This is a genomic window from Sanguibacter sp. Leaf3 (genome assembly GCF_001425965.1).
Classification (GTDB): domain Bacteria; phylum Actinomycetota; class Actinomycetes; order Actinomycetales; family Cellulomonadaceae; genus Sanguibacter; species Sanguibacter inulinus.
Window position 1 is genome coordinate 1,017,674 of record NZ_LMRH01000001.1, and the last position, 16,065, is coordinate 1,033,738.

Annotated in this window: 9 protein-coding genes; 3 read left to right on the plus strand and 6 right to left on the minus strand. The window is 70.0% G+C overall.

The features are described from left to right. Positions 1–359 precede the first annotated feature (359 nt). Positions 360–7,241: a pullulanase-type alpha-1,6-glucosidase gene (gene pulA / locus ASG53_RS19380; RefSeq protein WP_082543765.1), complete on the plus strand. Its 6,882-nt coding sequence runs from the start codon at positions 360–362 to the stop codon at positions 7,239–7,241. Between the two features lie 70 nt (positions 7,242–7,311). Here the strand turns inward: pulA and purU are convergent, their stop codons facing one another. Continuing rightward, positions 7,312–8,205 carry a formyltetrahydrofolate deformylase gene (purU, locus tag ASG53_RS04400; RefSeq protein ID WP_056128948.1) on the minus strand — a complete coding sequence of 298 codons (894 nt, stop codon included), beginning with the start codon at positions 8,203–8,205 and terminating at the stop codon, positions 7,312–7,314. Between the two features lie 83 nt (positions 8,206–8,288). Continuing rightward, entirely contained in the window at positions 8,289–9,602 is a 1,314-nt protein-coding gene (locus ASG53_RS04405; protein ID WP_056128950.1) for an amidohydrolase, read from the minus strand. Between the two features lie 132 nt (positions 9,603–9,734). Here ASG53_RS04405 and ASG53_RS04410 point away from each other — a divergent pair, with 132 nt between their 5' ends. Both ASG53_RS04410 and ASG53_RS04415 read left to right on the plus strand, forming a co-directional pair. Further along, positions 9,735–10,439 (plus strand): GntR family transcriptional regulator, encoded by a 705-nt coding sequence (locus tag ASG53_RS04410; RefSeq protein ID WP_235533824.1) that lies wholly within the window; start codon positions 9,735–9,737, stop codon positions 10,437–10,439. An 86-nt stretch (positions 10,440–10,525) separates the two neighbouring features. Beyond that, positions 10,526–11,053, plus strand: a complete 528-nt coding sequence (locus tag ASG53_RS04415) for a GNAT family N-acetyltransferase (RefSeq protein WP_056128952.1) — start codon at positions 10,526–10,528, stop codon at positions 11,051–11,053. A gap of 118 nt (positions 11,054–11,171) precedes the next feature. On the opposite strand, the gene ASG53_RS04420 is transcribed toward ASG53_RS04415, so the two are convergent. The 4 genes from ASG53_RS04420 to mmsA form a co-directional block, all read right to left on the minus strand. After that, positions 11,172–11,930 (minus strand): ATP-binding cassette domain-containing protein, encoded by a 759-nt coding sequence (locus tag ASG53_RS04420; protein ID WP_056128953.1) that lies wholly within the window; start codon positions 11,928–11,930, stop codon positions 11,172–11,174. Beyond that, a complete protein-coding gene (locus tag ASG53_RS04425) occupies positions 11,927–13,189 on the minus strand; it encodes an ROK family transcriptional regulator (RefSeq protein ID WP_235533825.1) in 1,263 nt (420 codons plus the stop codon). Before ASG53_RS04425 ends, ASG53_RS04420 begins: the two co-directional genes overlap by 4 nt. A 130-nt stretch (positions 13,190–13,319) precedes the next feature. Continuing rightward, entirely contained in the window at positions 13,320–14,501 is a 1,182-nt protein-coding gene (gene mmsB / locus ASG53_RS04430) for a multiple monosaccharide ABC transporter permease (RefSeq protein WP_056128963.1), read from the minus strand. Continuing rightward, complete coding sequence (gene mmsA, locus ASG53_RS04435) at positions 14,498–16,036, minus strand: multiple monosaccharide ABC transporter ATP-binding protein (protein ID WP_056128966.1); 1,539 nt, start codon at positions 16,034–16,036, stop codon at positions 14,498–14,500. Before mmsA ends, mmsB begins: the two co-directional genes overlap by 4 nt. Positions 16,037–16,065 lie beyond the last annotated feature (29 nt).

A 16,065-nucleotide genomic window follows, 5' to 3' on the forward strand; every position in this document is an offset into this window, starting at 1 on the left:
GGGCGCTGCACCGCTCTGACACCGCACGACAGCACGAAGACCCGGTCGCCTGCGCGGCCGGGTCTTCGTGCATCCGGGATGGCCCCGAGGTCGTGCGCCTCCATGCCTCCGCGCCTCCGCGCCTCTGCGCCTCCGCGCCGCCGCGGTGATCGGTGAGCGCTCCCAGACGCTCGGTCCTGGGATGAATCTCTGCAAGAATCGCGCCCGTCTCGCCCTCATTCGTCTAGGAGAAAAGCCGCGTCCTGACGCCACGCTGCAACCTTCACCCGCACCCTTGCTGCAAGTTTCAGCAACGCGTACAGTCCTGCCCATCAGACCTGGGTGCGCACCGTCGCGCGCCCTCGACGAAGGAGTCGTGGATGATCCACGCAGGATCACGTCAGTTCCCCCTGCTCCGAGGCCCGTCTCGGAGATACCCCGCAGCCCTGGCTGCGGTCGCCCTGCTCGGAGCGAGCCTCGCCGGTGTCGCCGGCACCGTGAGCGCAGCCCCGGCCACCGCAGCACCCGGAGCGCCGCGCCTGGTGGGCAGCCTCCAGTCCGAGATCGGCTGCGCCACCGACTGGGAGCCCGCCTGCGAGGCGGGTCTGCTCGCCCCGACGGCGACCGACGGGGTCTACTCGACCACCGTCACAGTCCCCGGCGGCGACTACGAGCTCAAGGTGCTCGCGGGCGACACCTGGGACGACCCGTCCTGGGGTCGTTCCGGGACCACAGGCTCGGGCGCCGAGAACATCCGGCTGAGCACCGCGGGCGAGGTCGAGCTGCAGGTCGTCTTCGACACCGCGTCAGGCCGCACGAGCTTCGTCCCGACGGCTGAGGTCCCCGAGCCGACCGACGCCGACGCTCCCGCCCCGGTCCGCCAGCCCGGGGGCGACGAGCAGATGTACTTCGTCCTCACAGACCGCTTCGCCAACGGCGACCCCTCGAACGACACCGGGGGAGTGCTCGTCGACGGCGTGCCGGCCACGGACCGCCTCGACACGGGCTTCGACCCGACCGACAAGGGGTTCTACCACGGCGGCGACATCCAGGGCCTGCGCGACAACCTCGACTACATCGACGGACTCGGCACCACGGCGATCTGGCTGACACCCTCCTTCAAGAACCAGCCGGTCCAGGGCACCGGGGCGGACGCCTCGGCCGGCTACCACGGCTACTGGATCACCGACTTCACGACCATCGACCCGCACCTGGGCACCAACGAAGAGCTCGACGCGCTCATCGACGAGGCCCACGCGCGCGGCATCAAGGTCTACTTCGACATCATCACCAACCACACGGCCGACATCATCGACTACGAAGAGGGCCAGTACACCTACCGCCCGACGTCGCAGGAGCCGTACACACCCTTCCTGCCGATCGGGCTCGAAGACGCCAAGACGCCGTCCTGGCTCAACGACCCGGCCCGGTACAACAACCGCGGCAACTCCACCTGGGAGGGCGAGTCTGTCGTCCTCGGCGACTTCGACGGCCTCGACGACCTCGACACCTCCCAGCCCGAGGTGGTCCAGGGCTTCGTCGACATCTACTCGCACTGGGCGCAGTCCGGCATCGACGGCTTCCGCATCGACACCGTCAAGCACGTCGACTTCTCGTTCTGGGAGGAGTGGACCACCGCGGTCAAGGCGGCCTCGGGCAACCCCGAGTTCTTCATGTTCGGCGAGGTCTACGACGCCGACCCCGTCAAGCTCTCGCCCTACGTGCGCGACACCGACATGGACTCGGTCCTCGACTTCACGTACCAGTCGGCCGCGTCGTCCTACGCCAACGGCAACAGCGCCCGCGGGCTCCAGCTGCTCTTCGACGGTGACGACAGGTACACGACCGCGACCAAGAACGCGCACGCGCTGCCGACCTTCCTCGGCAATCACGACATGGGCCGCATCGGCTACGTGGTCAAGGACTCCGACGACCCGCTGGCCCGCTCCGAGCTCGCGCACTCCCTCATGTACCTGACCCGCGGGCAGCCTGTCGTCTACTACGGCGACGAGCAGGGCTTCGTCGGCAGCGTCGGTGACGGCAAGGACAAGAACGCCCGCCAGTCGCTCTTCGACTCCCAGGTCCCCGAGTTCCGGGACCAGGCGCTCCTCGACGGGTCGTCGGGCGCGGGTGACCACTACGGCACCGACGCCCCGCTGTACACGCACATCGCCGAGCTCGCCGCCCTGCGGACGGCCCACCCGGCGCTGTCCGACGGCGCGCAGATCGAGCAGCACGTCGCCTCGGGGGCCGGTGTCTACGCCTTCTCGCGTGTCGACACCGAGGCGAGCGACCCGGCCGAGATCCTCGTCGCCGTGAACAACGCGACGACCGAGTCGACGGTCGAGCTCACAGCGCTGACCACCGACGCGGCCTTCGCGCCGCTCTACGGCACGACCGCGCCCGTCTCGTCGGGCGCCGACGGGACCGTCTCGGTCACCGTGCCCGCCCTCTCGGCCGTCGTGTACGAGGCGCAGGCCCCGCTCACGGCAGACGCTGCACCTGTCGAGGCGACCTTCACCACCCCGACGCTCGGGCAGGGCCTCGCCGGGCTGCAGGAGATCTCCGTCGACCTCGGCACCGAGCGCTACGCCGAGACGACCCTCTCGTACCGCGTCGCCGGTGCGCAGGACTGGGAGCTGCTCGGCACGGTCGACGACGGCTCGCCGCGCGTCTACCAGGACGTCTCGGCGCTCGCGCCGGGCACCGTCGTCGAGTACAGGGCCGTCGTGCGCGACGCCGACGACAGGCTGACCCAGACCGTCGTCACCGCGAGCATCGGCGACGACCACGGCACGGGCACCCCGGTCGTCGTGGACCCGAGCGACAGGCTCACCGTCCCCGGCAGCCACGGCGCGTCCATGGGCTGCTCCGACTGGGCCCCGGGCTGCGAGGGCTCGGCCCTCACGCTCGGCGAAGACGGTCTCTACTCCGGGACCTTCGACATCCCGGCCGGTACGTACCAGCACAAGTACGCCTTCGGTGCGGACTGGGCCGACAGCTACGGCGTCGGCGGGGTGCACAACTCCGCCGAGGGCAACTACTCGTACACCCACCCGGGTGGACCGCGGACCTTCTGGTTCGACCCCGCCACGAAGCTCGGCACCAGCAGCCCGGCCGGCGAGCCTGTCTTCACGGTCGCGGGCGACTTCCAGACCCAGCTCGGCTGCGCGGCGGACTTCTCCGACGCCTGCGTCGGCGGTCAGCTGGTCGCCGGTGCTGATGGTACGACCTACACCTTCACGACCGACGCGCTGACCCCGGGCACCTACAAGGCGAAGGTGGTCGAGGGGTTCTCCTGGGACACCAGCCACGGGGGAGCGGACGGCGGCGACGTCGTCTTCACGGTGACTGCCGAGGCGCCGACGGCGACCTTCAGCTTCGACCGTGCGGCAGGCGTGCTGACCGTCGCCGCCGCGGCCGCCCCCGAAGAGCCCGAGGGGCCCACCCCCCTGCGTGACGTCACCGTGTCGATCGCCGGCACCATGAACGCCGCGATGGGCTGCACGGGTGCGTGGCAGCAGACCTGCGTCTCCGCCGAGCTCACCGAGCGTGCGGGATCCGTGTACTCCAAGACCTTCCCGCTCACCGCCGGGACGCACGAGTACAAGGCCGTGATCGACCACGCCTGGAGCGAGAGCTACGGCCGAGACGGCGGGAACGTCACCTTCACCCTGCCCGCCGACCAGGACGTCACCTTCGTCTACGACGACGTCTCGCACACGGTCATGCACTTCTTCGAGGGGAGCCCGGACGGTCGCCTCGCCGTCGCCGCGGGCGACTTCCAGTCCGAGCTCGGCTGCGCTGCCGACTGGGACGCGACCTGCCTCGCGTCGTGGATGTCCACGACAGACGGTGTCGTCTACAGCTTGACCACAGACCGGCTCGAGGCCGGGACCTACGAGACCAAGACGGTCTTCGAGGGAGACTGGGACGACGCGCTCCCGGCCGAGAACGTCGTCTTCGACGTCCCGTCCGACTGGGTCACCATGATGTTCCGCCTCGACTCGACCACGGGGGAGATGACAGTGCAGGCAGACCAGAGCGTGCCGGGTGCCGGTGCGCGGGCCTTCTGGCTCGACGCGCGGACGCTCGCGCTCCCGACAGCAGCCGTCCCCGAGGGCGGCGACCCCGCCGCACGGACCTGGACGCTGCACGGCGCCCCGGCCGGCGGGATCACCGTGCAGGACGGTGTCGTCACGACGCCTGACGGCACCGACCTCCCGCTGACGCTGCTGCCCGACGGCGTGCCTGAGGACCTGCGCACCCGGCACCCTCTCGCCAGCGGGTACCTCGCGCTCGCCCTCGACGCGGGTGTGACCGACGAGCAGGTCGCCGGTCTGCTCACCGGAGAGCTGCGCCTCACCCAGGCCGGCCCTGCCGGGCTCGAGTACTCGACAGGCGTGCAGGTCTCCGGGGTCGTCGACGACCTCTTCACCGTCGCCGCCGACACCCCGCTCGGTGCGACGTGGGACGGCGACGTCCCGACGCTGACCCTCTGGGCGCCGACGGCGAAGTCCGTGACGACCCGGGTGTGGCTCGACGGTGACGGCCTCGCCGCGGGCACCCCGACCGACGTACCTGCTGTCCGGCAGGCCGACGGGACCTGGGTCACCCAGGGTGCCGCGTCATGGAAGGACGCCGCGTACGTCTACGACGTCGAGGTCTACGTCCACTCGACAGGCGCCGTCGAGCACAACGTCGTGACAGACCCCTCGTCCGTCGCGCTCACGCTCAACTCCGCGCAGTCCGTCCTCGTCGACCTCGCGGACCCGACCTACCAGCCGGCTCTCTGGGCCGACACCCCGCAGCCTGTGGTCGAGCGCGACGTCGACCGCAGCATCTACGAGCTGCACGTGCGCGACTTCTCGATCTCCGACGAGTCTGTCCCCGAGGCAGAGCGGGGGACCTACAAGGCCTTCACCCGTGACTCCGACGGCATGAAGCACCTGAGGTCTCTCGCGGCCGCAGGGCTCAACACCGTGCACCTGCTGCCGACCTTCGACATCGCCACGATCGAAGAAGACCGGGCCCTGCAGGAGACCACCGGCGACCTCAGCGGCTTCGCCCCCGACTCGACCGAGCAGCAGGCGGCCGTCGGCGCTGTCGCGAGCACCGACGCCTTCAACTGGGGCTACGACCCGCTGCACTTCACGGCGCCCGAGGGGTCGTACGCGACCGAGGGCAACCAGGACGGCGGGGCACGCGTCGCCGAGTTCCGCTCCATGGTCGGCGGCCTGCACGCGAGCGACCTCCAGGTGGTCCTCGACCAGGTGTTCAACCACACCGCGGCGAGCGGCCAGTCCGAGAAGTCTGTGCTCGACCGTGTGGTTCCCGGCTACTACCAGCGCCTCAGCGCGACAGGGGCCGTCGAGACCTCGACGTGCTGCGAGAACGTCGCGACCGAGAACGCGATGGCCGAGCGGCTCATGGTCGACTCCGTCGTCACGTGGGCGCGGGACTACAAGGTCGACGGCTTCCGCTTCGACCTCATGGGCCACCACTCCCGCGACACCATGCTCGCCGTGCGCGCTGGTCTCGACGCCCTGACCCTCGAGAGGGACGGGGTCGACGGCTCGTCGGTCTACCTCTACGGCGAGGGCTGGAACTTCGGGGAGGTCGCCGACAACGCGCTCTTCGAGCAGGCCACCCAGGGCCAGCTCGGCGGCACGGGCATCGGGACCTTCTCCGACCGCCTGCGCGACGCCGTGCACGGAGGCAGCCCGGTCTCGGGTGACAGCATCTTCCAGCAGGGCTTCGGCACGGGGCTCGGGACCGACCCCAACGGTCGCCCGACGAGCACGAGCGACCCCGCCACGCTCAACGACGGCTCACCCGAAGAGCTCGCGGCCCTCGCGCACAGCACAGACCTCCTGCGTCTCGGCCTCGCCGGGAACCTGCGGGCCTTCAGCTTCGAGACGTCGGCGGGCACGGTCCAGCGCGGCGACGAGATCGACTACAACGGCCAGCCTGCCGGCTACGCCGACTCACCTGAAGAGGTCGTCACCTACGTGGATGCCCACGACAACGAGACGCTCTTCGACATCCTCACCCTCAAGCTGCCCGTCGAGACCTCGATGGCCGACAGGGTCCGGATGAACACGCTGTCCCTCGCCACGACGACCCTGTCGCAGACCCCGTCCTTCTGGCACGCCGGGACGGACCTGCTGCGCAGCAAGTCGCTCGACCGCGACAGCTACAACTCGGGAGACCACTTCAACGAGATCGACTGGACAGGCCAGGAGAACACCTTCGGGTCCGGTCTGCCTCCCGAGGAGAAGAACGGCGACAAGTGGGACTACATGCGCCCGCTGCTCGCCGACCCGGCGCTCAAGCCTGCCCCTGCCGACATGGCGACAGCCCAGGCAGCCGCCTCCGACCTGATGCGCCTGCGGTTCTCGACCCCGCTGTTCAGGCTCGGCGAGGCAGGGCTCATCACCGAGAAGGTCACCTTCCCGGGGTCGGGCGCCGACGCGGCACCCGGCGTGATCGTCATGCACGTCGACGACACCGTGGGCGCCGACGTCGACCCGGCGCTCGACGGGCTGCTCGTGGTGTTCAACGCGAGCCCGGAGTCTGTCACCCAGACCGTCGACGGTCTTGTCGGGCGTGAGCTCGCGCTCTCGTCCGTGCAGGCCGACGGGTCGGACGCCGTGGTGCGCGAGACCACCTGGGACGCTGCGACGGGTCAGGTGACGGTGCCCGCACGGACCGTGGCCGTGCTCACGGAGACCCAGGTCGCCGGGCCGACCGAGCCGACCGAACCGCCGACGGAGGAGCCGACGGCTGGACCGACAGATGGCCCGACGGGTGGACCGACCGACGGCCCGACCGACGGCGTCGACGGCGCGGTCGTCACGCTCTCCGCCAGCACTGTCCGCGCAGGCGAGAGCCTGACGGTCGACGCCTCCGGCTTCGCGCCGGGGGAGACCGTCCAGGTGTGGCTCAACTCGGAGCCGCAGCTGCTCGTCGCCCGGGCAGCCGGGGACGATGGCGCGCTGTCGGTCCGGGTGACCGTGCCGCTCGCCACCGAGCCCGGTGCGCACACCATCCGGGCTGTCGGGCTCGCGTCGGGCACCGAGGGGTCAGCAGCGCTCACCGTGCTCGCTGTCGACGGCAGCGGTGCAGGGGCGTCAGGACCGGGCGGCGGGCTGAGCCTCACCGGCGCCGCTCCGTCCGCGGCAGCCGTCCTCGCCCTCGTGCTGCTCGTCGCGGGTGCAGCGACGATCACCGCCCGCCGCCGCCGGGACGACGCCGGCTAGCGAGAGGTACAGAGACGACGACGGGCCGCACGGATCTCCGTGCGGCCCGTCGTCGTCTTAGGACCCAGCGTCAGCGGAAGATGACCGTCCTGTGCCCGTTGAGCAGCACCCGGTGCTCCGCGTGCCACCTCACGGCGCGGGCCAGCACGCGGCGCTCGACGTCCTGGCCGAGGGCGACGAGGTCTTCGACGGTGCGGGTGTGGTCCACACGCTCGACGTCCTGCTCGATGATCGGTCCCTCGTCGAGGTCGCCCGTGACGAAGTGAGACGTCGCACCGATGAGCTTGACGCCACGGTCGTGCGCCTGGTGGTACGGCTTCGCACCCTTGAAGCTCGGCAAGAACGAGTGGTGGATGTTGATGACCTGGCCCTCGAGCTCGCGGCACAGGTCGTCCGAGAGGATCTGCATGTACCGGGCGAGCACCACGAGCTCGACGTCGAGCTCACGCACCAGCGCGAGCAGCCGCGCCTCGGCCTCGGCCTTGGTGTCCTTGGTGACAGGGATGTGGTGGAACTCCTTGCCGTAGAACTCGGTCAGCGGCTCGAGGTCCCGGTGGTTGCCGACCACCCCGACGATGTCGATCGGCAGGTTCTCCGAGCGCTGCCGGAACAGCAGGTCGTTGAGGCAGTGCGCCGCGGTGCTCACCAGCACGAGGGTGCGCACCGGGCGCCCGACCACGTCGAGGCGCCACGACATCGAGAAGGTCTCCGCGAGCGGCTCGAGAGCCGAGACGAGCTCCTCGCGCGAGGCCGTCGACTCCACCTGCACCCGCATGAAGAACAGCTGCGTCTCCGCGTCGCCGAACTGCTGGGACTCCGTGATGTTGCCGCCGTGCTCGGCGAGCGCACCCGCGACGGCGTGCACGATGCCCGCCCTGTCGGGGCAGGAGAGCGTGAGCACCCAGTGCTCGGGGGTGCCGGGCTGCGTGCTGCCGGCGGGCGCGGAGGGGGCTGTCGTGGTCACCGGGCCAGCGTAGTTCGTCGCGCCCGCAGCCCGGACGCCTGTCCGAGTGCCGGTTCCCCGCGGGAGAGCCGTGGGCGGGAAGGTCAGATCAGCACCTCGCCGTCGCGGACGACGACCCGGCCGCCGGCGACCACGAGCTCGCGGCGCGGGGCGCGCACGACGGCGTCGGGGACGTTCTCAGCGTCGACCAGCACGACGTCAGCCCGCGCACCCACGACGAGGTCGTGCGTCTCGCGCCCGACGAAGGACGCCGCCGCGCTCGTGGCGATCCGCGCAGCGTGCACGAGCTCCTCGTCGTAGCGCAGCCGGGTCTGCTGGGCGAGGCGCGTGGTGAGGGCGAGCAGGTCGCCCGTGCCGTAGGGGCTCCACAGGTCACGGATGCCGTCGGTCCCGAGGCCGACAGCGACACCGTGCTCTTCGAGGAGGGCGACAGGCAGAGGGGCCGCCCCGATCGGCGCGACGGTCGTCATGCTCACGCCCGCCTCGCCCATCGCCGCGACCAGATCGCGCTGCTGGGTGGCAGGCAGCTCGCCGACCGCGAAACCGTGCGCGACGTTGACCTTGCCCTGCAGACCCGTCCGCAGCGTGCGCTCGACGATCAGCTCGATCTGGAAGGCCCCGAGCGCGCCGCCGTCGTGCAGGTGCAGGTCGATGCCCACGCCGTGACGGTCCGCGACGTCGAAGAGCGCGTCGAGCTGCCCGACGGGGTCACGGTCGATCGACGCCGGGTCGAGCCCGCCGATGTGCTCGGCTCCAGCCGCCGCGGCCTGGTCGAGCAGGTCGATCACGCCGGGTCGGCGCAGCACGCCGTCCTGCGGGAAGGCGACGATCTCCGCGGTGATCGCGCCGCCCAGCTCGGCGAGGGCCTCGCGGACGACGTCGATCCCCCGCGTGCCCAGACCGAGGTCGACGTCGACGTGCGTGCGGATCGCGGTGGTGCCGTGCCGCAGCAGCTCGCGCAGGACCCGCAGCGTCACGTTGGTCCCAGGGATGCCCAGCTCGTCGCGGTGCGCGCGCTCGTGGGCGATGCGGCCCTGCGTCGTCGCCTCGCCGCCGTAGCTGACCCACGGCTTGCCCCACCAGCTCTTGTCGACGTGCGCGTGCGCGTTGACGAAGCCAGGGAGGGCGAGGAGTCCGCGGCCGTCGACGACGGTGCCAGCAGTGCCGGCGGTGCCAGCAGTGCCAGCAGTGCCGGCGGTGCCAACCCCAGCGCCGGTCCCCGCGCTCGAGGCAGCTGCTGCGCTCGCGGTCGGCTGCTGGACCGGAGCGCTCGGGCTGGCGACGTGTGCGTCGATCGCTGTGATGATGCCGTCCGAGATCGTGAGGTCGACCGACGGGCCGCCCCAGGGGCGGACGTCGCGCAGGACGGAGACGGTGGTGCTCTGGGTTCCGGTCATGTCGATCCTCTCGGTGCGGGGCCCACACAGACCCGAGAGTAAACGGTATACCATTTGTGGTGCGCGGCATCCCGGGTCCGAGGAGCCGTGGGCGCAACCCTGCGTCCCACCTGCACCTGGGAGGATGGCTCCGTGAGCAGCGCCCCCGCCGAGCCCGACCTGACCCGCCCCGCTCCCTCGGAGACCGAGCGGGTCACCCGCCCGGCCCTCTCAGAGACTGAGCGCGTCACCCGCCTGCTGCGCGACCAGATCGTCGACGGCGTCCGTACCCCGGGCAGCCGGCTGGTCGAGCGTGAGCTCGCCGCATCCCTCGACGTGAGCCGCGTCCCCGTGCGCGAGGCCCTCCAGACCCTCGCCTCCGAAGGCCTGGTCACGCCGCGCCCGCGGAGCTGGGCCGTGGTGCGGACCTTCACCGACCGTGACCTGCTCGACCTCGTCGAGGTGCGCTCCGCGATCGAGGTGCTCACCGTCCGGCTCGCGGCCGAGCGGCGCACCGCCGAGCAGCTCGACGCGGCCGCCGCTGCGCTCGACCGCGAGGCTGGGGGAGCGCGCGACGGTGACGCGACGACAGCGCGGCGTGCGGCCGCCGACTTCCACGAGGCCGTGTCGGCGATGGCCGGCAACGCCGTGCTCGACGAGATCTCCGCGCTCACGGCGAGCCGCATGCGCTGGATGCTCGGCCAGCACGACGACCTCGGCGTGATGGTCTCCGAGCACGCGGCGCTGCTCGACGCGATCCGCGCCGGCGACGTCGAGGAGGCCGACAGGTTGACGCGCGACCACCTGCGGTCGAGCCTCGCCTCGGCGCGCGCCCGGCAAGACCGAGCGAGCAGCTGAGGCAGCCCGCGCAGGAGCAGCACCTCCGAGGTGAACACCTGGTGGATGGGCCGGTCAGGTGCCCGGAAGTCTGAGACGATGGACACATGAGCGACCTAGACATCACGATCTCACTGGTGACCGACGAGCACGCGGGCGAGCTGCTCACCCTGCGCCGTGCTGCCTTCGTCACCGAGGCCCAGGTCTACGGCGACCCGAACATCCCGCCGCTGACCCAGACCCTCTCCGAGCTGCGCGCCGACCTCGTCGCCGAGGGCGTCGTCACGCTCGGTGCCTGGTCCGGGCACCGCCTCGTCGGCTCGGTCCGTGTCGAGATCGAGGACGACAAGGCGACCCTCGGCCGTCTCGCCGTCGCCCCCGACCTCCAGGGCAAGGGCATCGGTACGCAGATGATGTTCGCGGTCCTGCCGCACCTGCCGGAGGAGACCACCGAGATCTGGGTCTTCACGGGCAAGGACTCCAAGCAGAACCTCGCGATGTACCAGAAGGCCGGCTACGAGCACCAGCACGACCAGGTCGCCGGCGACCTCACCTACGCGTACCTGCGCCGCATCCTCGGCGAGATGGACGACACCGACGTGCACTCCGACGCGGAGCCGGTCCAGAACGCCTGAGAACGACGCACGACCAGCGTCACAGCGCAGAGCAGCGCAGAGCAGAGCACGCAGCCCGCGTGCCAGACCGAGGCAGGTCCGGCACGCGGGCTGCGTCGTGCTCGGTGCCCGACCGGCCTCACCGCCGGGTCGAGAAGTCCACAGCCCCGGTGATCGCCGCGATGATGTCTTCGTAGCTCACGGTCCGTGCCGCGAAGCTGCCGTTGTTGCGGCCGTGCCGCAGCACCTCGATGCGGTCTGCCACGGCCCGGACGTCACCCATGTTGTGGCTGATGAGCACCACGCCGTGCCCGAGGTCGCGCAGCCGCTCGATGAGCGTGAGCACCTCTGCTGTGCTCGACACGGACAGCGAGGCCGTCGGCTCGTCGAGGATGACGATCCGCGGCTTGCCGAGCAGCGTCCGGGCGATCGCGACGGCCTGCCGCTGCCCGCCAGAGAGGTCTGCCACGAGAGTGCGGACGGACGGCACCCGGATCCTCAGGTCCCGCAAGATCTGGCGTGCGACGTCTTCCATCTCGGACTCGAGCAGCAGGTTGCCCTTGTGCAGCTCGCGCCCGAGGTACAGGTTCGAGACGATGTCGAGGTTCTCGGCGAGGGCGAGCTCCTGGAACACCGTGGTGATCCCGAGGGCGTGGGCGCTCGTCGGCGTCGGGATGGTCACGGGCACGCCGTCGGACTCGATGATCCCGGCGTCGGGCGTGATCACCCCGGCGATCACCTTCGCGATGGTCGACTTGCCGGCGGCGTTGTCGCCGACGAGCGCGACGACCTCGCCGCTGTGGATGTCGAGGTCGATGCTGGAGAGCGCCTTGACGGCGCCGAAGGACTTGTCGATCCCTCGGAGCGAGAGCGCGGGGGTCGGGCGGGCTGTCGTCACGTCAGGTCCCCTTCGGTGCGTCGGGTCAGGCTGAGGTCCTCCGCGGCGGCGGTGCCGTCGGAGCCTTCGGGCGTCGTGCTGATCGTCTCGTAGTCTGTCGCGACCTCGGTCGACCGGAGCGCGAGGAGCAGCGCGCCTGTCACCTCAGCCTCTTCGCCGAGCTCGCCGGCCACCACCTGGAGCGGTGCGACGGTGTTCGGGGCGATGTGCCGCAGCACGGCCTGCCGGAGCGGTCCGACCACCAGCTCGCCGGCGGCGGCCAGCTCTCCGCCGACCACGACGAGCTGAGGGTTGAGGGTCCCGGCGAGCATCGCGACCACGGAGCCGATGCGGTCACCCGCGTCGGCGAGGACCCGGCGGCAGCCGAGGTCCCCGGCGATCCCCTTGGCCACGAGGTCGCGGAGCGTGAGGTCGCCGTGCGAGCCGCGGAGCAGGTCGAGCAGCGCCGTCGACGAGACGACGGTGTCGAGGCACCCACGGTTGCCGCAGCGGCAGATGCTCCCGCTCGGGTCGACCTGCACGTGGCCGATCTCCCCGGCGGTCCCGGCAAAACCCCTGTGCAGGTGCCCGTTGAGGATGATCCCCGCACCCGTCGAGTACGAGGCCCTGACGTAGACGACGTCCTGGAAGCCGCGTGCTGCGCCGAGCTCGTGCTCGGCGAGGGCCGCGACGTTCGCGTCGTTGTCGACGACGACAGGGCGGGCGAGGCGTTCGGACATCACCTGCCCGAGCTGTTGGCCGTCCCAGCCGCGCATGATCCCGTGCACGGAGATCTCGCCCGTCGACACGTCGACGGGGGCCGGGACCGCGAGGCCGATGGTGAGGAGCTCCTCGATCGGGGCCCCGACGCTCTCGAGCAGCTCGACGACGAGCAGCGCCGCCCTGTCGAGGCCGGTGTCCGAGCGGTGGTCGACAGGCAACGGCATCTGCTGCTCGGCGACGACGGTACGCCCGAAGTCGCCGAGGGCCACCTTGAGGTGGCGGTGGCCGAACTGCACGCCGGCGACGAGCCCGACGCGGCGGGCGAGGGTGACCATCTGCGCGCGCCGGCCGCTGCGCGTGGTGTTCTGCGTGTCGACGATCCCGCCGCCGAGCAGCTCTTTGACGATGGTCGAGATGGTCGCGGGGGAGAGGCCCGTCGCCGCGACGAGCTCGACCTGGGTGAGGCCGCCGTAGCGCTTGATGGTGTCGACGATGAGGGCCCGGTTGGCTTCGCGGAGCGAAGACTGGGAGCCGCTGATCGCCACTCGACCTCTCACGGGCTCAGCCTACCTTCGTCGTCGTGTGCTCTCGGGGGTGTTCCGCCCCCTGGAGGACGGGGTCCACGGACGACGCTGGCCTGGTGCGGACCGAGAGTCGGTCCGCACCAGGCCAGCGCTCAGGCGATGCTCAGCGGCCAGCGCCGGCGCGTCGCTTGTTGAAGATGTCGAAGGCGACGGCGAGCAGGAGCACGAGGCCCTTGACCATCTGCTGGACCGACTGGTCGATCCCCATGATGGACATGCCGTTGGTCATCACGGCCATGATGAGCGCACCGACCATGGCACCGGTCACACGCCCGACACCACCTGTCGTCGACGCACCACCGATGAAGGCCGCGGCGATCGCGTCGAGCTCGAACATGTTGCCGGCGGAGGGCTGGGCACCGTTGGACCGCGAGGAGTAGACGACTCCGGCGACGGCCGACAGGAAGCCCATGTTGACGAAGATCCAGAAGTTGACCTGCTTGACCTTGACACCCGAGAGCTGGGCGGCCGAGAGGTTGCCACCGATCGCGTAGACGTGGCGGCCGAAGACCGTCTTCGTCGTGACGATCGTGTAGATCATGATGAGCACGCCGAGGATGATGAGCACGATCGGCAGACCACGGCTCTTCGAGAGCTGGTAGGCGAAGGCCATCACCACAGCCGAGACGAGCACCAGGCGCAGGACGAACAGCGGCATGGCCTCGACGGCCTGCTTGTAGTGGATGCGTCCCTGGCGGGTGCGGAACTGGCTGACGGCGAAGCCGACGAGGGCGATGGCTGCGATGACGAGCGTGAACACGTCGAAGCCGTTGCCGCCGAGGAACCCGTTGAGGAACCCGCCGGCGACCTTCTGGTACTCGGCCGGGAACGGCGAGAGCGAGATGTTGTCGAGGACCTGGAGCGTCATCCCGCGGAACAGGAGCATGCCGGCCAGGGTGACGATGAACGCCGGGATCCCGATGTACGCGACCCAGAAGCCCTGCCACGCACCGACCACGAGGCCGACCGCGAGGGCGGCGAGGATGCCGACCCACCAGGGCTGCCCGTGCTTGATGACGATGATCGCCGAGGTCGCACCGGTCAGCGCGACCACCGAGCCGACCGACAGGTCGATGTGCCCGCCGATGATGACGATGACCATGCCGATCGCGAGGATCAGGATGTACGAGTACTGCAGGACGATGTTCGTGAGGTTGCCCGGGCTGAGCAGCATCCCGTCCGTGAGCACCGTGAAGAGACCGATGATGGCGACGAACGCGATGTAGATCCCGCTCGTGCGGAGATTCTTGGTGAAGATCTCCTTGAGTCCTGCGACGGCGGTCATCGAACCGGCTCCTTCTCCTGTGTCATGAGCTCCATGAGGCTTTCTTGGGTGGCGCCGGCACGGTCGACCTGACCGGTGATCCGTCCGAACGCGAGGGTGTAGATCCGGTCGCAGATCCCGAGGACCTCGGGCAGCTCGGACGAGATGAGGATGACGGCCTTCCCGGCGTCGGCCAGCGCGTTGATGATCGTGTAGATCTCGTACTTCGCGCCGACGTCGATGCCACGGGTGGGCTCGTCGAGGATGAGGACCTCAGGGTCTGTGTAGATCCACTTGCTGAGGACGACCTTCTGCTGGTTACCTCCCGAGAGCTTCCCGGTGAGGGCCATGACCGTCGAGGTCTTGATGTTCATGCTCTTGCGGTAGCCCTCGGCGACCTGGATCTCTTCGTTGCCGTTGACCCAGCCGCCCTTGGACAGCTTGCCCAGGCTCGCCGCGGAGATGTTGCTGCGGACGTCCTCGATGAGGTTGAGGCCGTACTTCTTGCGGTCCTCGGTCGCGTAGGCGAGACCGTGCGAGATCGCCTCGCTGACGGTCTTGGTGCTGATCTCCTTGCCGTGCAGGAAGACCTTGCCCGTCGCCTTGCTGCCGTAGGAGCGCCCGAAGATGCTCATCGCGAGCTCGGTGCGCCCTGCGCCCATGAGGCCGGCGATGCCGACGATCTCCCCGGCGCGGACTGTGAGGTTGGCCTTGTCGACCACGACACGGCCCGGCTCTGTCGGGTGGTACACGGTCCAGTCCTCGACCCGCAGCACCTCGGCACCGAGGGTGGCCTCGTGCTCGGGGTAGCGGTGCTCGAGGTCACGGCCGACCATCCCGCGGATGATGCGGTCCTGGGTGACCTCACCCGAGCGCATGTCGAGCTTCTCGATGGTCTGGCCGTCGCGGATGATCGTCGTGGAGTCCGCAATGCTCGCGATCTCGTTGAGCTTGTGCGAGATCATGATCGACGTGATGCCGCGGGCCTTGAGGTCGCGCAGCAGACCGAGCAGGTGCTCGGAGTCGGAGTCGTTGAGGGCTGCGGTCGGCTCGTCGAGGATCAGCAGACGGACCTTCTTGGACAGTGCCTTGGCGATCTCGACCAGTTGCTGCTTGCCGACGCCGAGGGCGCCGACAGGGGTGACCGGGAGCTCGTCCAGGCCGACCTGCGCCATGAGCTCGGCGGCGTCCGCGTTGGTCTGGTTCCAGTCGATGAGCCCGCCGCGCCTGCGCTCGTTGCCGAGGAAGATGTTCTCGGCGATCGAGAGGTAGGGGACCAGGGCGAGCTCCTGGTGGATGATGACGATGCCCTTGTCCTCGGAGTCGTTGATCGATCCGAAGCGCACCTCCTCACCGTCGAAGAGGATCTCGCCCGTGTAGCTGCCGTGCGGGTAGACCCCGGAGAGCACCTTCATGAGGGTGGACTTGCCGGCACCGTTCTCGCCGCAGATGGCGTGGATCTCGCCGCTGGCGACCTCGAGGGTGACGTCTTGCAGGGCCTTGACCCCGGGAAAGGTCTTGGTGATGGAGCGCATCTCCAGAATCGGGCTAGACATCCGTCCTCAGCCGTCCTTCCGTGGTGGAG